Here is a 20,400-nt window from a genome sequence, read left to right as displayed (position 1 = left end):
CTTTAGTTAATGTATGTAAACGAAGACAGGGGAAATGAAGATGGACAAGAAGCTAACGTATTGGCTAGCATCTATTATAGGGGGAGTAGTACTTGCAACTGGTATGACTTATGGAATGTTACAGTTTGCTGAAGTCCCGCTTAAGAGTGAGGACCATGTTTTTGCAGAGATTAATAAAGAAGACATACTATCGAATGAAGCAGAAGTGAAAGGTTCAAATGCACAACTTCTACTGAAGAAGAAGTTATTTCAGCTATGCATAGTATGACTCATCAAAAAGTAAAAGCGTGTGAAGGAAAGGGAGCAATTCCTATGTCCAAAAAGAATGCAGAGAAAGTAAGAAACATTCTAAACGGAAACAATTTCAAGAACAAAGAAGAGCTAGTAGCAATTACTGAAAGATGGGCAAATAGAGATTTTAGTAAAATTTTAGAAGAACATAACTATTTTATTAAACTTCAAGGTGGCAAGATAGGTGAAGCTACAGTGATGGATAAGGTAGACGAGCAAGTATTCTGTCTTAATACTTTCGGTTAGGATGTAACGGCTGCATTAATTAAATCAGGAGATCTTCAAGCGCTGTAAGGTGTTTTTTCTTTAATATAAAGAAAGCCTCAAGTATTCATATACTTGAGGCTTTTCCAATGGAAAGATAGGAATGATTCGAATTCCTTACATTAAGAACAAAGTGGAATTACTCCTAAACCAATTAATAAAGCTGCAGCAACTGCTGGAATTGGTACAGGAATTTGAATACCTTCTACAAATAAGAAATACTGACCACTTACTATTTTAAAACAAACTATTTGCATGGCTATTCCTCCCTTCTTTTAGAATTAATACATTATATTAATTAATCTATTTATTGATATAGTTAAATTATTCATTTTTAAAAATATAGTTAATATGTGAATAGTTTTCGAAAGGACCTGCTCAATCAATGCGGAAAAACATAAGATGAAACGAATCCATTAAAATACATGAGTGAACCTTAGTTTTCCCCTCTTATCTAAAGGAGGAACTATTATGGGTTATGGTGGTAGTTGTGGCGGTTGTGGCTTCTCGGGAGGCTTTGCTTTATTAGTCGTGTTATTCATTTTATTAATCATCGTTGGAGCTTCTTGCTTCTGCTAAAAACTATTGGAAAAGACACTCATATGGAGTGTCTTTTCTTTCGTGTAAAATGCTTCCTGATATTATCCAACTGTATATAGTATACGGTATACTTTTTCCTCATTAGACATATAAAAATGTTGGAGGGATGTTATGAAACTAGTAGGGAAGCACATTTATATTCGGCTTTATAAAACTGATGATGCCAACGAGTTAGCTAACTTACATATTAGAAATCGCGAATTTTTTCAACGAGTTTGTCCATTGCTCCCAGAAGTTTTTTATACAGAAGAACATCAAAAAATACGTCTTGAACAAGCTCTAAAAAAGACAGCTGAAGGGCAAGTATACCCTTTTGGAATCTTTTTAAGAGAAAATGATAAGCTTATCGGAGACATTTCATTAACTCAAATTGTTAGAGGAGACCTCCAAAGCTGTTATACGGGTTTTACTTTAGATAAGGAGCATAATGCAAAGGGCTATACAACAGAGGCTCTTCAACTTGTTGTAGATTTTGCTTTTAGGGAATTAAAGCTACATAGAATTGAAGCAGGAGCGATGCTTGATAATATAGCATCTCTTCGTGTATTAGAAAAAGTGGGATTTAAAAAAGAAGGTATAGCGAAAGAAAATATAAGGATTAATGGCAAATGGACAGATCATCAAATATTAGCTATTATCAACAGTTTGGATGTGTAAGCTTATTTTGATTCCAATAAAGATAATCATGTAACTCTTCAAATTTTACCAACTGTTTTATAGAGACCTTTACAATGTTTGGATCAGAAACTAACCCTACAAGTCTTGAAATTCCACCTAACTCTACAATTACTCTATTTGAAAATTTTACAACTAACCACACTAAGACTCTTATTCGTTTTAGTTTTAGCTTTGTATTTGCTGCGTTCGTCACATTGACTATTAGAACATTTAAATCCACAACTCCACAAACAATTAGATTAACACCAGGGAGATACAAGGACTTTCTTATTTGAGGATGTTAAATGCCACTTCAGTTAACGCCCCATCAAGGCCATGATTTATCCAACAAACAACATATATTTGTTGTGATAAATCAAATTCATATTACTGTGAGAATAGTGACTATGGTTAGTATTAGTTATTAAAGAGAGCTTTGGCTCTTTTTTTATTTTCTTTCGACATAATATGACAATATATGAATTAATAGTTTGGTATTATTATCTAGAAATCTTACATTTATCTACAAATTATTATTGTATTTTTAGATTTTTAAATGTAAAATATTTCAATGTAAATGCATACCATTTAGGGGGATAAAGAAATTTATGAAAAAATTATTAGCTTCAGCAACAGCGGTAACACTATTAACAGTGGGGTACAGTTCTTCTGCATTTGCAGCTAAGAGTCCTAATGATACAAAAAACTGTGGCCATTTTAAAAGTCAACAAGATGCTCAAGCATTCTGGGATCAAAATGGATATGGTGTTGGAAATGATCCGCACCGTTTAGATAATGATAAAGACGGCATTCCATGTGAAGATTATAAATATCCAAAGAGCACAAATACTACAACAGAAAATAAAGAAACTACTAAACCTCAAGAACAACCTAAACAAGAAAATACTAAACAAGAACCTGTTAAACAAGAAAACACTAAGCAAGAGAATTCAAAACAAAATAACCAAACAACAAATACTAAACAAGAACAAACTAAGCCTCAAACAACTGCAAAAGAAACAAAGAAAAATACTAATACAGTTGTGAAAAAAGAAACGAAAAAACAAGGTGAAAAATTACCTAATACAGCATCAAACGGTGTTACAATGATGTTAGCAAGCTTAGGATTAGCATTAGCTGGATCTGTATTAATGTTCCGTCGTAAAAAGACAAACGCATAAAATAGTTCCTTAAAACGGCAGGAGAAATCCTGTCGTTTTCAAATGGAGTGATAAGAGTGAATAAAAAACAATGGATAGGCTTATGTTTAACTGTTATTGGACTTACTATCTTTTCCTATTATTTTCTAGAATGGTATAGTGCTAGACAATCAGCAGAGTCGTTAACAACTAACGAGGCTAAACAATATGAGACCTCCACATCTTCTAAAGAAAATGAAACGCAAAACATCAATCAAACAGAGACAGAGATAAAGACTGACACTTCATTACAAGAAGAACCTGTACAAATTCCTGCTTCAAAGGTAAACCATCAGTTAGGAGATAAAGTAGCATATTTAATTATCCCTAAAATACAAAAGAAATACTCTATATATTGGGGAGCTGATGATAAAGTACTAAAAAAGGGTGTAGGTATGTTTGTTAGTGACTTAACTACTACACCATCAGGAAATGGTCATACAGTTTTAAGTGGACATAGAGATACTGTTTTTACCGAGCTTGGTCAATTAAAGGAAAATGACCAACTTATCGTGGAATATGAAAATAAAACATATACATATAAAATTAACAAGCATTGGATAACAGATTCAGAAGATCGAACAGTTATTGTAGAAAAAAGTGAGCCGACATTAACATTAACAACTTGTTATCCTTTTGACTATATAGGAGACGCTCCAGATCGGTACATAATTGAAGCATCTCTACTTTCCATTCATTGATGAGGATGGAAAGTCCAATACACATTAGTAAAATTAAAGTGGTTATCGAGTCGGAGAAAGGCACCTTAGAGTGTCTTTTTTTATGTAAATAAGCTGCTCATACGGACAGCTTATTATGGTTTTTGGCTTAGCGTGATTTTTTCGGAATGCTGGCGGCACCCCATCGCTATCAACCTAACAGAGCAGGTTGCTCCCAGAAGTTTTTTATGCAGAAGAACATCAAAAAATACGCCTTGAACAAGTATAAAAAAAGAAAGCTGAAGGGCAAGTATATCCTTTTGGAATCTTTTTAAGAGAAAATGATAAAATGAAGATAATATTAAGAAATTATGGGGATGATTACGTTGCTTACTTTAATAAAATTTGTAGTTAGTTATGCTGCAAGTCTATTTGCTTTTATTTTTGGATGGTTCTTAATTTCATATATTTTTAATCCTAGCTTTATTCACCCAGACGTTTTACAGGGGTTCATAAAAACTATCGTCACTTATGGTAGTATACCAGCTCTTATAGCTTGTCTAATTGGGGAAGTTTTATATAGGAAAATTAAACGATGTCGAGAGTTTCAATTTGGAATTCCTTTATTTATAGGACTAGCAGTTATCTATACACTTATACCATTTCTTTTTCTTTTTAATTTTTTTTTTTCATATTTCTTTGACTTCGTTGCACCTGTTATTATGGGTTCCTTAGCGTTTTATTTAGTACGTAGAAAAATATAATTTTCGTTTTGATGCATTATAATAGCTATCTCTAAATCACTAGTTTCAAAAAGCCTTCACGCAATGATAATTGCATGAAGGCTTTTGATGTTTTCTTATTTTTTTGTCTCGTTAACCCATGTAATAATGTCCTGGATGACGTATTCGGGAACGTTAGCAGGGATTTCGTATTCACTAGGAAGACTTAATTCCCCGTCACCCTCCGTGAAGAAATGATTCAATTTCGGGTATTTTTTGAACTGAACATTCCTGCGGTTTGCAAGCCCTTCTTGCCATTTTGTATATTCATTTTTTACTGTTACTTGATAATCACGTGCTCCTTGCAGAATGAGTAAAGGCTCTTTTCGTGATTTTGCCTCTTCAACTGGACGCCACCTAGAAACATCATACATAAAATGAGGTGACCCAAAATTGTAGCCAGCTGGAGGATGGTCAGGATTGAAAGTAGGGTCCTGAATAAAAGCAGCCTGTCTTTTTAGTTCATCGATTTCTTCCTGTGGTTTCCCAAGGTATTGATACTGATCAATGGCAATGTCAGTCAAAGGGCGTGCAGGTGGTGCGAGTAAGATACTTCCTCGAACAAGTGAGGAAGGCGCTTTGCTCAGTATACGCGGCATTGTGCCAGCTCCTTGGCTATGTCCGAGAATGAAAATATTATTTGGATCAATGCCTTCCTGCTGCGCTGCTGACTTTGCTGCATATATGGCATCATCTGTAGTATCACGGTCTAATGTAACAGGTTCTGCACTCATCTTTAATGCATGTTCTAAGGTACGTTTTTCATAGCGCAACACTGCAATTCCATTGGATGAAAGGCCCACCGCAAGGTCTCGTAAGATTTTTGTTCCCAAATAGGTAGCATCGCGATCATGGATGCCAGCACCATGCACAAGAACAACGACGGGTACCTTTTCACCACGCTGATGCTTCGGAACTGTTAATGTCGCTGGTAACGGATAGGTAGAATTTCCAATGACGATTTCACGTTCTTGATAGGAGTCAGGTTGATCATAGCTAGGATGTGGGATGGTATAAGATTCTTCGGGTGGCCTTTCTCCAATTTCATCCACTTTCCCGCCAGGTGTGAATTTAAGGAGTAGCGGTATGGTAGTTCCTTCGGTAGCTGCTGGAATTTCTACCGTCTGATGGACCAAGTTTCGTTCTTTTATCACGGGGGTTCCCATGCTTTTTATCCCGCTCCAGCCACTTTGTGTCCACCAGTTTTGTAATGTGGTTGCTGTAAACTTGGATTGAAAAGCAGTAGACGTCAACTGTAGTGCCTCTGCATACTTACCTTGCTGGAGATATTCAAAAAATAATGATGTACGCTCCGTTAAAGAGATTAGTTTCTTTTCAGCAGATTGTTCCTCGCGTGTATCTGCGTGAATAGTTGTTGTAAGCGGGAAAGATGAAACGCCTAAAGAAAAGAGTAGGGTAAAGGTAAGTACTGATCTTTGTATTTTCTTTTTTTTATTCATGTTTTAACCTCCAATATGTGATGGTAAAAAACAGGTATGGTAATTAGAATTCTGGTGCGAAAACTTCAAAATATTTGCAAGCAATCTCCAAAACTTGGACATACTCATATTATTATTCTAAAAAAACGTAGCTTTCTTCTCTTGTCACATGCATATTAATCCCAGAAATAATCTTTCTTCCTTCACTTTATATTTTGATTATACGAAACAAAGCTCTCGTTTTTCTTACTTGATACTTACAAATTCCTTAAGTAAAGGATATTTTAAAATCTTAGCTTGATGAATATGTAGCGGTACTCCTATGTTAAGAGATAGCTTAAGGACCGAGGATTATATTGTTTTTATAAAGGGTTGATGTTATGTTTGTTTTGTAACATATGGTGTTTTATGCATGTAGGAGGATTTATTGAAGAAATTATTAATATTGTTTTTATTAGCTACATTTTGTCTACAGATTACAGGATGTTCTAATAATATGGGTACACTAAGGGAGAAGTCTAAAACTTCAACAACTGTGAAGTCTAAACGCATCAATAAAGGGTGGTACAAACATATGTAATAGTTTGTATCACCCTTTATTGATGATAGAAGTCATAAAGAAAAGACACCCTAAGGTGCCTTCCTTCGACTTGAACCATCTTAATTTTAATAATATATTGGACTCCCATCCAACTATTATTTTACCATGTTAAATTGTTTTATTCCTTGAGAAATATAGTTTTAACCTATATTTAAAAGAATTATATCGATTTGAACCAACTAATAATTAGGGGGGAGCTGACATGCTGAGCCAATATTATACTATCCCCAGAACGGAAATTATGAGCAATATGTATATGAGCCACATATCAAAAAAAGACACTCTCAAGAGTGCCTCTCCTTAGCAGCCGAATCCGCCGCCCCAACAGCTAGCGCCAACGATGATTAATAAGATGAAGAGCACAACAAGTAAGGCAAATCCGCCGCCGAAACCACAGCCTCCACCACAACTACCTCCATAGCCCATATTAACTCCTCCTTCCATAAAGACCATTTATTAATGGATTTAATTTAATTTATGTTTTTAAGGGTGAATGGAGCAGGTCCTTAAAAAAATAAAAGGATTTTGGAAGTTAAAAAGAGTTGACGATCTTATTTTTGTCACCGGAATTTTGTCTTCTACATATTGTATTTTATTCTGTGTATTGGGGGAAGGAGGATCTTATGGCTAATTCTGAGATGATTTTACGTTTACTTACGGATTTAAAGATTGAACAACAATTGTTGAAAGAACAGTTAGAGAAAATGCAAACAGCTGTGACTATTCTTGAAGAAAAGTCAGTGACGCTTAAAGAAAAACCAGCGACTCTTAAAGAAAAAACAATGACTCCTGAAGAAAAACCATCTGTTACAAAGCAAAGAGCTTTTTCTGGACGCCCAACATCTTTTCGTGATTGGAGAGCAGCTGCTCAAAAAAATTCATAAAACTATAAAAAAAGAAGACATCAATTAAGATGTCTTCTTTTGCTTGTAAAATCCAAATGAAGTTAAGAAGATATATCCATATTGCTTTAGAAATAAGAAGAAAATAACGATTGTCGACTCCTATTTTAGTTATCTATTATTTGTTTTAATTCATTTATTCGTATTATTTTTTGAGAGCCCCAGTAATGAGGCCTTTTTTATAATTGTGTTAAAGTAGAAACCCCTCAAGCGTAGTGAGGGGTTACATGACTAGGGAAATGAATGATTATTAGTGTTTCATGAGCTGAAGTTCAGGATATTGCTTCTGAATTTCTTCTAAATGATTTTCGTTTATCCCTTTTAAATTTTGATCAAAGAAGCTAGTTACTAGTTTATTAATGAGTGTATAATTTGTGGCTACATCTTCGTCTGGTTCATTAATAATAGGTGAAAATGCTGCTAAATCTGTAAAACTGGTATGGTTTGTTTTTGGAATTACCACTGTGTACACGCCCGGTTTTTCAATCGTTTTATTTCTTAAATAGGATATTTCCAATAATTCATTTTGGATTCCGGTTGTCTTTTGATTCTCCGCTTCTTTCATATAATGAATCGTCGCCTCAGCATTCATCAACATGAATGGTTTCTGAGGACCGTCTTTAGGCATTGGGTCGCCAAACAATCCGCCATCCATATCAATTGCAGCTTTAATACGCGTATCCTTTACTAGCATCTGTGCGGCAGTTGCTCCGCCAAAAGAGTGACCGAACATTCCAATTTTGTCATAGTTAATTAAGTCTGCAATCGTTTTAAAACTTTTATCGAAATTACCTTTTATTACTTCGTTTAAAACAAAAGTAGTATCCTGTTCCCATTTTTGAACTATGGTATTTAAGGCCGTAGGTGTATTTTCAATTGGTATAGAGTCTACACGGTTTCCGTTAGGGAAAATCGTTGTTGCTGCATATCCTGTGAAATTAAGAGCGATTACTACATAGCCTTGACTAGCTAATTCCTCTAACTGGAATGTATTTTGTTGACTATATAATCCCATCCCATGGCCGAATAAAAGGAGGGGGAATTTTTCTTTAGCTTGAAGTGGCTTAGCATTTTGATAAGAATGTGTTTTTGTCAGCCCTAAATGTGTCGTTACGATATACGGAGCACCGTTTGTTACTGCCAATTGTTCACCCAGTTCGTTTATGTTCTCAAAATAGGCAGAAGGATTCCCTGATCCTTTTGCAGCAGGATAGTATACTTGTATCATTAACTCACGATTTCCATGATTATTTGGTACAGTTGTTTCTTTTCGATTTGTATCAATTAAATGAAAAGCTTTCGTGCCTACTGTATATTTTCCAGTAGGCTCTGGGAGTGTTATGATTGGAAAAAGTAAAGGTAATGTAAACATTACGATAGCAGTTACGATAATTCCTAAACCTTTTAAAACTTTCATCACTAACTTTTTAGAAACGGCTGTAGTTTTTGGTTTCAAAAAAACTTGTAATGTTAAAACGAACAATAAGAAATAGGCGGGAATCATGCGCCAGTTTGCACCAATTACAATGATGGTGGCAAGTAATAATGTATAATTTATTAGTAAAATGACTCCATTTTTTTTCGTCAAACCTCTTTTGATAAAGATAGGAATGATACTAGATAAAAGTAATGCAGCAACAAAAATGATTTCTAACATTTTTAGCTCCTTTCCTAATCAACATAAATATAGATTGATAATTTAAAACCTTCTCAATTATATAACTATCTTTGATAATTGTATGCATGTAAGTAAGTTTGGAATGTTTTTATATGACATTAAAAAAGTACTCATACGAGTACTTTTTCTTAAATGAATTATTATTTATTTTTAAACCGTTCCCCATAAATGATAAACCATACCGATAACAAAAAATGCTAGTCCTACAAATAAAACAATTAAAGCAAGCACTCCATTTTTATTATGTTCCATAAAATTAGCTCCTTTTTCATTTACTTACATACAAAAAGCCTTTAGTCGTAATTATGGCTAAAGGCCTTAATCTTCATACTTTGTAGTTTATAAAAAAGTTGTACTTCTGTATTAATTTGGAATATGATTATTTAAAGAGAAGGTGATGAGTACATGCAGGAAACAAAACAATTCCCGCTTATATCGGGAAATCTCTCATTAGATTTAGTAAATACAGAGCTAGTTAGGCGTGGACAACGTTATGATTTATTAATAACAAACGAAGATGTATTAGAATGGCTACATGTAATAAAGGTTAATCTTCCTTTTTGGAATGAAAAAACACTTATAGGAATTCAGAAGCGAATGGATCAAGTTACATCTAGCATATTAGAGGTAAGGGAAGTATTGAGAAAACAGTTTGAGGCAATTGCTGATCAGCAAGAAATTTCTAATGATTTTATTACGTATTTAGAAAAACAAATTGAGAAGGCACCATTTACATATAAAATCATTGAACAGCAGCTAGTATCTATCCCAGTTGGAGAAATCGAGGATGTACTCGCATCGTTAATTGCATTTGACGCTTTAACGTTAATAGCAGAAAATAAGCTTATTTCCCTTAAAAGGTGTTCAAATCCTGACTGTGTTTTATTATTTATAGATAAGAGTGGAAAACGAAAATGGTGTTCTATGAAAATATGTGGGAACCGGAAAAAGGTAGCAAAATTTCAGGATCGAAAATTTGAGGAAGTTTAGAGAATCAACTTATAACAGTTGATTCTTTTTTTGTATTTTAAAACTAACCTCTTAAATTAATATTTACAGGTTAGTTATGCCGGGTTATAATTGTTGGTAAATAAAGGAGGAGAACGATGGATAATATAACAGCAACTAAGCAGAAAGATCCTCAACCAATAAGTGTACGATATTTTACAAAAATGAAAGGGAAAGGAAGAAGCCCATTACAAGTAAATGTAAAGGACTCTTTAACGGGACTACTAGGGGGATTTTTAACAATTCTTACCTTAACATATTTAACGAGCATAACCTCTACAGAATTATTAATGGCTCCATTTGGTGCGAGTTGTGTATTAGCGTTTGGAGTTTGGAATGCGCCATTATCTCAGCCGCGTAATATTATTGGAGGACATTTGATTTCAACTTTCATTGGTCTATCAATATATCATTTGTTTGGGAATGAATATTGGACAATTGCTTTAGCGGTGGGGATGGCAATAGCCGTTATGATGTTAACGAGAACGACGCACCCTCCGGCAGGCGCCGATCCGATTATCGTAATTTTAGGGGCAAATAGTTGGAGTTATTTAGTAACACCAGTTTTAATTGGCTCCGTTGTTATTGTAGTTATTGCTTTATTCATTAATAATATGAGTAGTAAAAGAAGTTATCCAACTTTTTGGATGTAGTTTGTGAAGTGAAAAATAATTTAAGTGAGTATTCTATTCTTACTATGTTTTATTTTTTATATAGTAAAAGCCTTAGTCGTAATGGCTTGGGTCCTCATACTTTGTAGTTTATAAAGAAAAGACACTTTAAAGTGCCTTCTACAGATTTGAATTATTTAATTCATGTAATTAATATTCGTTAGCATAAAACTCTTTTATTAATTTTATTTCATTTGTATCTGGATTAAACTTAAATATTTTAATTTGATTCGATTCGTCTTTGTATGCAAATGTATTCTCACCAACTTGGGTCATATTGCTGGTGTTTAAGATAGGATCGCTACCGTGATCAGTAATTTCCACAGTTTTCTCACGATCCCAGAATGCAATGACAATAATCAAAATGATAAGACATACCCGTATAAAACGTAATTCTCTTGCAACAGGATGTTCCATCTGTTTGTCTCCTTTACTGTTTGATAGAGTCTGTTTATAAAAGAGATGATTCCTAGGAATATAAATAAAAAAGACACCGTAAAGTGTCTTTTTTATTTTAGTTATGCGCATTACTTAATAAGACGCTAGTTCCTCAGTCTGGCTATGAGTAACTATGTAGGGTAATTTCATTATAACATTTTAACCAGTAATGGGTCTATATGGAATTTAATTGATTTTCTTTTTGATTATTCAGAACGATTAATCGGGTATTTGGATGAAGGAAGCGGTGAGGAAGAAGGGACTTAACTTGTTTTAGAAGAGTGTCTTCTTTTTTGTATCATTGTGAGTAAAGTGTAGAGTTATATTTCCCTTTACACGAACATAACGGTATAATATAGTTAAGTTAAGTAAACTTAACTATTAAACAAAACGAAATAAAAGCATGGAGGAATAACGCTATGACTAGAACGTATAAAGAAGTAATTAATGAAATGAACCGAGCTTATAATGAATTCTACATTTTACTATTCCAGGAGTTAAAAGATGAGTTCGGTCTTACAGGACAGCAAGAGAGCATGCTATTTCATATTAATTTAAATGAAAACACGACAGCAAATCACATTGCGACTACTTTTAATATATCAAAAAGTGCCGTTAGCCAAGTTTTATCTAAATTGGAGAAACAGAAGATGATTTCAAAACAAGTAAACCCTAATAATAAACGGGAGTATTTTCTTACACTTGGTCCAAACGGTAGTAAGTATATAGAGCGGTTGTCGGAGTTAGATGATGTATTAATTGAGAAATATTTTTCTAAAATCGATATAAACGCCCTAGAGCAAATGACAGATACGTTAACGAAAATAAATAAAGTCATATTGGAAGAAAAACAGAAAGATCTTGATTGTAATGAGTAAGAACATAGATGAAGCAATTAGTAGAAAGGAGGAGAAGTGTATTATGAGTTTCATACCAAATATGATTACGATAGCAAATTTTGTATGTGGGCTTTTAGCTATTTACGCTGTTTTCGTTCACGATATTTATTTGGGAGCAGTTTTTATTATTACAGGTATGTTGTTTGACTTTTTAGATGGTATGGTCGCTCGGAAACTTGATTCTGTTTCGGAAATTGGTGGAGAGTTAGACTCATTTGCAGATTTAGTTACTTTTGGTGTGGCACCGTCTATTCTTGCATATAGTGCCTCGTTAAAAGATTTGCAGTCTATCGGGATGATATGCGCGCTCACTTACAGTATTTGCGGCATGCTTCGGCTTGCAAGATTTAACACACAGCAAAGCAAACTCCCGACCTTTATCGGCATGCCAATCCCATTCGCGGCAATGTGTCTCCTCATTTTATGTTTTTTAAAGAATCCAGTTTCCGTGGCGTTTGGTACATGCGTACTCGCTTATTTAATGGTAAGCAAAATCAAATTCCCTCATTTTAAAAAAGATATAGCTGAAAGCTTGAAGCCTGGAAGATTGGATTGATGATACGGGATTACAATGAGAAAGATAAAGGAGTATAACATGATTCGTATGGCATTAAGATCATTCAACATACAAATGTATTGTTTGCTAGGCGTAATGTTATTGGGATGGCTTGTGACACCTTTTTCAGCCCAGTTCGTAGGGATAAGCATTGGCCTTTTAGTAAGTATGTACTGCGCCTGGATTTTAGGAAGGCGTATTGAAAAGTTCGGAGATAGCATTGTAAAAAAAGAAAAAGCACCGATGCTTGGAATGATAAATCGGTTCGCAGCCGCAATACTCGGCGCGATTATTATGTATGAAATTGAACACCATGAATTCATGTGGACATTCGCTGCTGGAATTATGAGTGGGTATTTCTTGGTTATTATTAATTTGGGGTATTACAGTATGAGGGATGCAAAGGAATAGATGAGTAACCCCTCAAGTATAGAATGATATACTTGAGGGGTTTTTTTATTATATAAAAAGTTTGCTCATTTTAAATGTATCTATTACTTGTTGCAACATATCCATTAGAAAAATCCCCATTTCAGTACCTTTAACAATATAACATATATATTCATTATTTTTGAAATCTTAATCTATTGCATGTTCCTTTTTCGGAGGTATTTCATTTATCTAGAAGGATTTTCTATTTTTTGCAATAATGAACAGTAACGTATAATCTAATTTCCATGAATATAATAGGGAGGCAGTGAAATTTGAACAGGAAAATTTGGTTTTTATTTACTTGTTTTGCTCTTTTAGTATCTGGTTATATCGTTGTCCAATATTTTATTATGGATGGATTTCAAACAGGGCTTGTAAAAGCGAAGCTTATGTATGGATCTAAATTAAGTGAGTTCTGGTATAGTATGTTATTTACGCATATTACAACGAGTATAGTAGCATTAGTAATTGGTCCGTTTACATTATCGACTAAATTTAGAGAAAGGAATATCAACCGTCATCGAATAGCTGGGAGAATCTATATGGTTGGTATATTATTAGGAGGCCTTTCTGGACTGTACCTGTCCTTTTATGCTACGGGAGGATTGGTGGCAAAGCTAGGTTTCGGTTTGTTATCCGTATTTTGGCTAACATCAGCATATCAAGCATTACATAGAGTTAAGAATAAAAAAATGAAAGACCATCGAAATTGGATGATCAGAAATTACTCTTTAACCTTTGCGGCAGTTACATTAAGAATTTGGCTACCGTTGTTTATCGTTCTATTTGGAATAGAGCAGTTTGAACTTATTTACGCGGTTATTGCTTGGTTAGCGTGGGTACCTAATTTAATTATCGCAGAATTATTTATAAGACAAAGATTGAATAAAGGAAAATACGAGGAAAATGAGGATTTACATTTTTGATGTGAATGTGCTGTAATATTGAGGACGAAAATTTTTAAATAGCTGAATTACGTACAAAAATAGGATGGCCAATTGAAGCCATCCTATTTTTATTTGTATTACCAACTAGCAGTTTCCGTATTTTCTTTCAACCACTTCACCCAATCAGAATCCTCCACCTTAAGCAAACTAAGTGAAACACCCTTCATATCTAAAGAAGTTAGTAGCGTACCAACTTTTACGAACTTCATATGTGATCCTTATAATTCACATAAACTGGAAATTTATTTTTCTATTTTCAGTTTATGAATGGTAATATTATTAATAGATTTATATCGTATTTTTTACATAAATGTAATTTAAAATAACGATTGACTAAAATAAGGATTTTGATATATTATTATACATAGTTAGAAAAAAATGGTAATATAGGGGTAAATGTGAAAAAGTATTTTTTAGTATGTCTAAGTTTTTTAATGTTTTTTAGTGTTTTAGGAACGAGTCATTTAGTACAAGCAGAGGATAATGTAGATTCACAAAAAGTAAAAGAATTGGCCGAAGTGCTTGAATTCATTGATACAAAGGCTACAAAAAAAGATTCACAAGGTAATATTATTGCTATGAACTTTGATCTTATTGAAGAAAAATATGGTGAAATGGCGGAAATCAAGGCTTTAAAAGAACAAGCTCAATCTCTTAATGATGAATTCTCTATATCTGAAGAGATTCCTTCAGATGTAGCCTACGCGTCAAATATAGTTCTTAGACAAAGAGAGCAATGGATTCGTATGCATAATGCTTGTTTGAAAAGAGAACTCACAAATTCTTATAAAGAGTTTATATCTGTTTCAACTATTACAACTCTTGTGCAGTGGATTCAAAATGGTCAATATACAAAAGCTGCAAAGAAATTGATCAGCTTAGGAGTAAGGGGAAATGTAGTTGCACTTGGTGCTACAATTGTTTATAAGGTTGGAACTTGTGGAGACGAGCTTAAAAGAAAAGGAATTAAACAATTTGAATAGAATCATAAATATAGGAGGTCTAATATTATGAGACAAAATTTCAATTATTATTTTGTAATTTATCCAATTGTCTTTTTTATTGTTTTTACACTATCTCCTATTTTATTTAGTAAAAAAGAATATATGAGTATACAAGATACTTTGTCAATTCTTGCATTATATTATTTTTTTATTAGTGTATATCGCTCAATTGATATTTTTCTAGAAAATAAAAAGAGTAAGAAAAAATAATAAATTGATATTGTGTGAGATTAGTATATAGTAAAAAATGTTAAATTTAGAGAAAGACACCCTAGGGTGTCTTTCTCTATAAAAAAGTTCAGCTATTTTTATAAGTGGACTTAAAATGTAATCTTTTAATATTAACGTTCAATTTTTTTCTGCAGTTCCATCCAAATGAGGAATAAAATTAAAGCTGAGTAGAATCCATACCAGATTGATCGATACAGCGATTAACGCTACATTTTGTAATAGGTAAATTCGAATCAGGAACAGTACAAAATGGAATAAACCTACTTGCTATGTCTTCAATAGTATTAATTCCGGTAGATGGTATGCTAATCATATTATCCGCATGTAATCGTTTAACTAACAAAAAGTTAGCCTTTTCTATTACCAACTACCCACTTCAACATCCACCTTCAACCACTTCACCCAATCCAAATCCTCTACCTTAAGCAAGCTAAGTGAAACACCTTTCATATCTAAAGAAGTTAACAGTGTACCGACCTTTACGAATGTAATCTGTAATCCTTCCAGCTCACACAAACGGCGAATGTCGTTTGCGAAAATGTATTGTTCCATTAATGGAGTTGCGCCGAGTCCATTAATGAGGATAGCGAAGTTGTCTCCTTTTCTCCAGCGATAAATGCTTTTTAGTTTGTTCATTAGTTCGATCGCTAATATTTCAGAAGAGGATAGTGCTTCTTTACGGTAACCTTTTTCTCCGTGAATGCCGACGCCATAAAACACTTCATCTTCGTTTAATGTGAATGAAGCTTTTCCTTTCACTGGATCGTTGGCAGGTGAAAGGGCGACTCCTAATGTGTGTAAGTTTTCAGTGATAGAACGGCCAAGTGCAGTCAGTTCTTCTAAAGAATGCCCTTCAAGAGCGGCCGCGCCTAATATTTTTTGAACGAAAACAGTACCCGCTACGCCGCGTCTTCTTTTATTAAAAGAAGCATCATCTTCAATTGAAACATCGTCATTTACGATGATATGGTCAACTTCTCTTCCTTCTTCTTTCGCAATTTGCTTCGCTGCTAGAAAGTTTTCTACGTCATCTTTAAAGTTTTTGATGATGAATAGTATACTTTTATCTTTTGGCATGAGGCGAGTTGCCATTACGATTTGTTCTACTGTAGGCGGAGTGAAGATGCTGCCGTTTACTGCAGCTGTAAGCATTCCTTTTCCTACATAACCAATATCAGCAGGTTCGTGTCCACTACCACCACCGCTTATAATCGCGACGTTTTGCTTTAGTTTTTCAATATCTTTTACATAAATGATGTTATTTGTTTCGTCGTAATTTACTTTGTCGTTATGTTCAAAATAAAAGCCATGCAGCATATCTTGAACGATATTTTGTACATCATTCATAATCTTTTTCATTGCTTTTGCCACCCTTTAATTACTTTGCTGATTGCTCCAGTAATAGTAGTAATTGATTGTTTATCATATTTTTCATGAGAGAAGACATAATGGAAGGATCTACTTCGCACTTACTTTCAATCCAATCTTTAATCGTTCCAACGAAGCCGTGACTATAAAAGGAGGCAATCGTATTTTTTGTCTCATCAGAAAGACTGAATCCGCAGCTCACAGATAGTTCATCAATAATTTTCATATATAAGTTTTTCGTATGCTCAAATAAATAGTGATTAAACGAGTTTTGTTCAATGACTTTGAAAGCATTTCGGTAAAATTTTTGATTTTCATAAAAGTAATCAAATAATAAATCGAAAATATTTTCCCATGTTTCATAGTCGAGAAAATCGATAATGTTTTCTTTCGTTTCTTCTCTATAAATCCAGCTTAATAGTTCAAATTTATCTTTAAAATGATAATAAAAAGTTTGCCTACGCATTTGACAGTGTAACATAATATCGCTCACTGATATTTTATGAAACGACTCTGTTTCCATTAAATACTTCAATGAATTCGCGATTATCTTTTTAGAAATTATAGAAGAGGTCATCTGAATCATCCCTAGAATGTTAGTAATATAAAAATCCTATCTATAAATGAGAGCGGTGTCTTTAGACAGATTGTCCATTTTGTCCGTTTACTATAAAACGCTTTCATTTTAACATGGATAGTAAGAAGAAGATTTCAAATATATCACAATATATTAAAGGAATTGAGGGAGAACTACAATGAAAAAGATTATAAACAAACCAGAAACATTAGTAATGGAAATGTGCAACGGAATGGTTATGGCTCATCCAGAGCTTGAGCTTTTGAAAAAATATAAAGTCATTAAGAAGAAAGAAATGAACGAAAATAAAGTAACATTAATTAGTGGCGGCGGTAGTGGTCATGAGCCAGCGCATGCAGGATTAGTCGGAAAAGGAATGTTAGATGCGGCTGTGTGCGGAGATGTGTTTGCTTCTCCTTCACAAATTCAGGTGTATCAAGCGATTAAAGAGACAGCTAGTAAAAAAGGTACGTTATTAATTATTAAAAATTATAGCGGCGATATTATGAATTTCAAAAACGGAGCGCATTTAGCGACGGAAGATGGAATTGAAGTCGACTATGTAAAAGTAGACGATGATATTGCGGTAGAAGATAGTTTGTATACAGTAGGACGCCGCGGCGTTGCGGGCGTTATTTTAGTTCATAAAATTGCCGGTGCAGCAGCGGAAGCAGGTATGGATTTAGGAGCGGTGAAAGCTGTAGCGGAAAAAGCAGCTGCTAATGTGCGCACAATCGGTTTAGCGTTAACGTCTTGTACAGTTCCAGCGAGCGGATCACCTACTTTCACACTTGCGGAAGATGAAATGGAATACGGCGTAGGTATTCACGGCGAACCAGGAATTAAGCGTGAAAAAATGCTGTCGGCTGATGAATTAGCTAACCGTATGACAAATGATTTAATGAAAGATTTAGGAGTAAAAGACGGCGAGGAAATCGCACTGCTAGTTAACGGTTTTGGCGGAACACCACTGCAAGAGCTTTACTTATTTAACAACGCAGTGACGAGAGAATTAGCTGCTAGAAATATTAAAATTAATAGAGTATTCGTCGGCAACTATATGACGAGTATCGATATGGCAGGTATGTCTTTAACGGTAATGAAATTAGATGATGAGCTAAAAACATTACTATCAAAAGAGTGTAATACACCAGCGTTTAAAGTAGACGGTCCAGTTGAAAGTGTTGAGTATGTAAATGTACTTGAAGAGGCAGAAGAGAAGGAAGTCTCCTTTGAACTAGAAACGGCGGAAGAGCACGCTGTGATTAAAGATAATGTCATTACATTAAACAACATAATTTATCTCGTTGATAAAATGAGCGGTATTATTATTAAAAATGAAGTACCGTTCTGTGAGTTAGATACACATGCAGGTGACGGCGACTTTGGAATGAGTGTGGCAAAAGGATTTAAGCAATTAAAACGTGAGTGGCATTCTATCGTGGAGCAAGAGAACGTAACGATCGGATCATTCCTTGATGGTTGTTCCATGATTATTATGGAACATTGCGGCGGAGCTTCAGGTCCAATTTGGGGCGGTGCATTCCGCGCAGCTAGTAAAGCAGCAGGCGAGAAGCGTGAGTTAACAGTGAAAGAATTAGCTGAAATGTTGCAAGCAGCACTGCAAGGCATACAATCGATTGGTGAAAGATCATTCGGAAGAGGAGCGGTAGTTGGTGACAAAACACTTGTTGACGCACTTGCTCCATGTGTAGACTCTTGGTTAGCTAGCGCTTCAAGCGAAGAAGATATGAAAACTGCCTTTGAAAAAGGTGCAGAAGCAGCAGTTAAAGGTGCAGAATATACGAAAGAAATCGTAGCTCGCATGGGCCGCGCCGGTACAGTTGGTGAAAGAAGTTTAGGATATCCTGATGCAGGTGCGCATGCGCTTGGAGTTATCTTTACGGAGATTGCGGGTAGTTTGAAATAGTAATTGGAAAGTCCCTCTGCCTTAAGGTGGAGGGGTTTTTCTGTAGTTTTCGAGAATAATAGTATGTGTCTTTTTGTATTACCAAAAACGACCGATTTTGGTAATACAAAAAGACATAAATCTCGTTTTTTATCGGACTTCTTTTTACTGTACTTTTATTTTCTTTATGAGTTATTAGAAAAGTAATTGTCTATATAAGTCTTTATTTTTTCAAAATCCTTTTCCATAAATAAAATTGCTGGTACTTCAATTATTGGAAGATTATTTTCATTATCAAAAGGTGGACACGGTTTGGGAACTACCAAATAGTCAATTGAGCTTTTATCCCTAATATAATTGATTGAAACATCATAATAATTAGAAAAATATTCCTTCAAATCATCCTGATTCCTTAAAAATGGTAGAGAAAATATTGAACCATAATTTATACCAGCGTCGACAATTAATACAAAGCATATTTTTTTCATGATACACCCTCCTCGTATAATAAGTTTTAAGTTAATAATTGTTCCTTGAAAATTAAATAGTTTTTATATTCAAGAGCTACATCAAAAAAATGATGTATGGGTAAAATTTAGTCTTGGATACTGGGGGGGTTCCTAGATAATGGAAGTATAGAAGTAAAAAGATATGGTTATAATTTAAGTCTTCGACACGATATAACATATCCCCTGTAAAAATTTTGTAAAATAGCCTGTAAAAAACTGGATTTTAACTTGTAAATAACAGAAATAGGAGATGGAGAGAATGTTATTTACTTTGGATGAAATTATGACGCCGAGGGAAGCATGTGATCGTTGGGAGATTATGCTGGATAATCTACACATGAAATTAAATAGATTAAAAAATAGTGATGTGTTGAATGGATTAATTAAAGAAGGAAAAGCAAAATATTATAAGCCAGAAGGAAAAAAAGAGGGTAATGGATATTTACAATAGAAGAGATTAATAAGGTGCAGCAAGTAAAATTATTAGAAATGGAACAAAGATTAGGTGATCGCATTGATCAAAGAAATAAATTAATTGAAAATGATATAAAAGATCGTAAGGAACGTGAAGAAAGAATAGAAAAAAGGCTAGAATTAAGAGATGATAACTTTATGGAAATGGTAAGAGAAATCCAAGATGCAAAACGTACTATCGTATTGGCTCAACAAGAAATAGCGGCAGCTAAAAAGAAGTCCTGGTAGAAGTTTTGGAAATGAGTATCATTTTTAAATTAATACAAGTAAAAGAGACCTTATATGGTCTCTTTTTTTTAGGGTAT

24 protein-coding genes and 5 pseudogenes are annotated in these 20,400 nt (G+C 34.1%); 19 read left to right on the top strand and 10 right to left on the bottom strand.

The annotated features are described in order from the left end of the window. Positions 1-40: 40 nt before the first annotated feature. Positions 41-537 (top strand): annotated as a pseudogene (locus tag ACTFO4_RS16755) (PRK06770 family protein). Positions 538-677: 140 nt separating this feature from the next. On the opposite strand, the gene ACTFO4_RS16750 reads toward ACTFO4_RS16755, so the two are convergent. Continuing rightward, positions 678-812 (bottom strand): hypothetical protein, encoded by a 135-nt coding sequence (locus tag ACTFO4_RS16750; RefSeq protein WP_001167584.1) that lies wholly within the window; start codon positions 810-812, stop codon positions 678-680. Positions 813-1,026: 214 nt separating this feature from the next. Between ACTFO4_RS16750 and ACTFO4_RS16745 the strand changes: the two genes are divergently transcribed. The 6 genes and pseudogenes from ACTFO4_RS16745 (at position 1,027) to ACTFO4_RS16720 (ending at position 4,434) form a co-directional block, all read left to right on the top strand. Then, positions 1,027-1,134 carry a YjcZ family sporulation protein gene (locus ACTFO4_RS16745; protein ID WP_000540375.1) on the top strand — a complete coding sequence of 36 codons (108 nt, stop codon included), beginning with the start codon at positions 1,027-1,029 and terminating at the stop codon, positions 1,132-1,134. Positions 1,135-1,266: 132 nt separating this feature from the next. Continuing rightward, positions 1,267-1,812 carry a GNAT family N-acetyltransferase gene (locus tag ACTFO4_RS16740; protein ID WP_016125589.1) on the top strand — a complete coding sequence of 182 codons (546 nt, stop codon included), beginning with the start codon at positions 1,267-1,269 and terminating at the stop codon, positions 1,810-1,812. Between the two features lie 608 nt (positions 1,813-2,420). Next, entirely contained in the window at positions 2,421-2,993 is a 573-nt protein-coding gene (locus tag ACTFO4_RS16735) for an excalibur calcium-binding domain-containing protein (protein ID WP_016125591.1), read from the top strand. 56 nt (positions 2,994-3,049) lie between these two features. After that, positions 3,050-3,712 (top strand): class D sortase, encoded by a 663-nt coding sequence (locus ACTFO4_RS16730; RefSeq protein WP_016125592.1) that lies wholly within the window; start codon positions 3,050-3,052, stop codon positions 3,710-3,712. Positions 3,713-3,899: 187 nt separating this feature from the next. Then, positions 3,900-4,022 (top strand): annotated as a pseudogene (locus tag ACTFO4_RS16725) (GNAT family N-acetyltransferase); the annotation flags it as partial. 25 nt (positions 4,023-4,047) lie between these two features. Next, positions 4,048-4,434, top strand: coding sequence for a hypothetical protein (locus ACTFO4_RS16720; protein WP_440013992.1), 387 nt, complete (start codon positions 4,048-4,050; stop codon positions 4,432-4,434). 95 nt (positions 4,435-4,529) lie between these two features. On the opposite strand, the gene ACTFO4_RS16715 is transcribed toward ACTFO4_RS16720, so the two are convergent. Both ACTFO4_RS16715 and ACTFO4_RS16710 read right to left on the bottom strand, forming a co-directional pair. Continuing rightward, a complete protein-coding gene (locus ACTFO4_RS16715; RefSeq protein ID WP_103621592.1) occupies positions 4,530-5,912 on the bottom strand; it encodes an alpha/beta hydrolase in 1,383 nt (460 codons plus the stop codon). An 880-nt stretch (positions 5,913-6,792) separates the two neighbouring features. After that, positions 6,793-6,918, bottom strand: coding sequence for a YjcZ family sporulation protein (locus ACTFO4_RS16710; RefSeq protein ID WP_000540377.1), 126 nt, complete (start codon positions 6,916-6,918; stop codon positions 6,793-6,795). 197 nt (positions 6,919-7,115) lie between these two features. Between ACTFO4_RS16710 and ACTFO4_RS16705 the strand changes: the two genes are divergently transcribed. After that, positions 7,116-7,376: a hypothetical protein gene (locus ACTFO4_RS16705; RefSeq protein WP_000013691.1), complete on the top strand. Its 261-nt coding sequence runs from the start codon at positions 7,116-7,118 to the stop codon at positions 7,374-7,376. A 268-nt stretch (positions 7,377-7,644) separates the two neighbouring features. On the opposite strand, the gene ACTFO4_RS16700 is transcribed toward ACTFO4_RS16705, so the two are convergent. Beyond that, a complete protein-coding gene (locus ACTFO4_RS16700; RefSeq protein ID WP_098772071.1) occupies positions 7,645-9,051 on the bottom strand; it encodes an alpha/beta hydrolase family protein in 1,407 nt (468 codons plus the stop codon). Positions 9,052-9,477: 426 nt separating this feature from the next. Here ACTFO4_RS16700 and ACTFO4_RS16695 point away from each other — a divergent pair, with 426 nt between their 5' ends. Then, a complete protein-coding gene (locus tag ACTFO4_RS16695; protein WP_001158446.1) occupies positions 9,478-10,062 on the top strand; it encodes a CGNR zinc finger domain-containing protein in 585 nt (194 codons plus the stop codon). 116 nt (positions 10,063-10,178) lie between these two features. Beyond that, entirely contained in the window at positions 10,179-10,733 is a 555-nt protein-coding gene (locus tag ACTFO4_RS16690; RefSeq protein WP_000368844.1) for an HPP family protein, read from the top strand. A gap of 168 nt (positions 10,734-10,901) precedes the next feature. On the opposite strand, the gene ACTFO4_RS16685 is transcribed toward ACTFO4_RS16690, so the two are convergent. Next, a complete protein-coding gene (locus ACTFO4_RS16685) occupies positions 10,902-11,168 on the bottom strand; it encodes a YmzC family protein (protein WP_000400965.1) in 267 nt (88 codons plus the stop codon). 440 nt (positions 11,169-11,608) lie between these two features. On the opposite strand from ACTFO4_RS16685, the gene ACTFO4_RS16680 reads away from it, so the two are divergent. The 4 genes from ACTFO4_RS16680 to ACTFO4_RS16665 all read left to right on the top strand — a co-directional run bounded on the left by ACTFO4_RS16680 (position 11,609) and on the right by ACTFO4_RS16665 (position 14,002). Then, positions 11,609-12,067 (top strand): MarR family winged helix-turn-helix transcriptional regulator, encoded by a 459-nt coding sequence (locus tag ACTFO4_RS16680; protein WP_000198939.1) that lies wholly within the window; start codon positions 11,609-11,611, stop codon positions 12,065-12,067. A gap of 43 nt (positions 12,068-12,110) precedes the next feature. Next, entirely contained in the window at positions 12,111-12,644 is a 534-nt protein-coding gene (pssA, locus tag ACTFO4_RS16675) for a CDP-diacylglycerol--serine O-phosphatidyltransferase (protein ID WP_000008338.1), read from the top strand. A gap of 39 nt (positions 12,645-12,683) precedes the next feature. Further along, the gene (locus tag ACTFO4_RS16670) at positions 12,684-13,055 is read left to right on the top strand and encodes an ATP synthase subunit I (protein WP_326234567.1); all 372 of its coding nucleotides are present in this window, start codon (positions 12,684-12,686) and stop codon (positions 13,053-13,055) included. Positions 13,056-13,348: 293 nt separating this feature from the next. Further along, the gene (locus ACTFO4_RS16665; RefSeq protein WP_071716638.1) at positions 13,349-14,002 is read left to right on the top strand and encodes a DUF2306 domain-containing protein; all 654 of its coding nucleotides are present in this window, start codon (positions 13,349-13,351) and stop codon (positions 14,000-14,002) included. 98 nt (positions 14,003-14,100) lie between these two features. On the opposite strand, the pseudogene ACTFO4_RS16660 reads toward ACTFO4_RS16665, so the two are convergent. Next, a pseudogene (locus ACTFO4_RS16660) lies at positions 14,101-14,265 on the bottom strand (DhaKLM operon coactivator DhaQ); the annotation flags it as partial. Between the two features lie 156 nt (positions 14,266-14,421). Here ACTFO4_RS16660 and ACTFO4_RS16655 point away from each other — a divergent pair. Then, positions 14,422-15,006 carry a hypothetical protein gene (locus tag ACTFO4_RS16655; RefSeq protein ID WP_326262558.1) on the top strand — a complete coding sequence of 195 codons (585 nt, stop codon included), beginning with the start codon at positions 14,422-14,424 and terminating at the stop codon, positions 15,004-15,006. A gap of 27 nt (positions 15,007-15,033) precedes the next feature. Beyond that, positions 15,034-15,237, top strand: a complete 204-nt coding sequence (locus tag ACTFO4_RS16650; RefSeq protein ID WP_326234569.1) for a hypothetical protein — start codon at positions 15,034-15,036, stop codon at positions 15,235-15,237. A 178-nt stretch (positions 15,238-15,415) separates the two neighbouring features. Here the strand turns inward: ACTFO4_RS16650 and ACTFO4_RS16645 are convergent, their stop codons facing one another. Genes ACTFO4_RS16645 through dhaS form a run of 3 tightly spaced genes read right to left on the bottom strand, consistent with a single transcriptional unit; the run spans position 15,416 to position 17,203 of the window. After that, positions 15,416-15,601 (bottom strand): hypothetical protein, encoded by a 186-nt coding sequence (locus ACTFO4_RS16645; protein WP_326234570.1) that lies wholly within the window; start codon positions 15,599-15,601, stop codon positions 15,416-15,418. A 17-nt stretch (positions 15,602-15,618) separates the two neighbouring features. Next, positions 15,619-16,617 carry a DhaKLM operon coactivator DhaQ gene (gene dhaQ / locus ACTFO4_RS16640; protein WP_326234571.1) on the bottom strand — a complete coding sequence of 333 codons (999 nt, stop codon included), beginning with the start codon at positions 16,615-16,617 and terminating at the stop codon, positions 15,619-15,621. Positions 16,618-16,636: 19 nt separating this feature from the next. Then, a complete protein-coding gene (dhaS, locus tag ACTFO4_RS16635; RefSeq protein WP_000204220.1) occupies positions 16,637-17,203 on the bottom strand; it encodes a dihydroxyacetone kinase transcriptional activator DhaS in 567 nt (188 codons plus the stop codon). 178 nt (positions 17,204-17,381) lie between these two features. On the opposite strand from dhaS, the gene dhaK reads away from it, so the two are divergent. Then, a complete protein-coding gene (dhaK, locus tag ACTFO4_RS16630) occupies positions 17,382-19,133 on the top strand; it encodes a dihydroxyacetone kinase subunit DhaK (RefSeq protein ID WP_016125599.1) in 1,752 nt (583 codons plus the stop codon). A gap of 164 nt (positions 19,134-19,297) precedes the next feature. Here the strand turns inward: dhaK and ACTFO4_RS16625 are convergent, their stop codons facing one another. Beyond that, positions 19,298-19,600, bottom strand: a complete 303-nt coding sequence (locus ACTFO4_RS16625) for a hypothetical protein (protein ID WP_440013997.1) — start codon at positions 19,598-19,600, stop codon at positions 19,298-19,300. Positions 19,601-19,880: 280 nt separating this feature from the next. On the opposite strand from ACTFO4_RS16625, the pseudogene ACTFO4_RS16620 reads away from it, so the two are divergent. Both ACTFO4_RS16620 and ACTFO4_RS16615 read left to right on the top strand, forming a co-directional pair. Further along, positions 19,881-20,083: pseudogene (locus ACTFO4_RS16620) on the top strand (hypothetical protein); the annotation flags it as partial. Beyond that, positions 20,069-20,323, top strand: a pseudogene (locus ACTFO4_RS16615) (DUF3967 domain-containing protein); the annotation flags it as partial. The pseudogenes ACTFO4_RS16620 and ACTFO4_RS16615, both read left to right, overlap by 15 nt. Between the last annotated feature and the right edge of the window lie 77 nt (positions 20,324-20,400).

This window comes from Bacillus cereus group sp. MYBKT14-1, from assembly GCF_051915185.1.
GTDB classification, from domain to species: domain Bacteria; phylum Bacillota; class Bacilli; order Bacillales; family Bacillaceae_G; genus Bacillus_A; species Bacillus_A cereus.
Note: the sequence above shows the minus strand (reverse complement) of the source record. Positions and strands in the feature narration are given on the sequence as shown.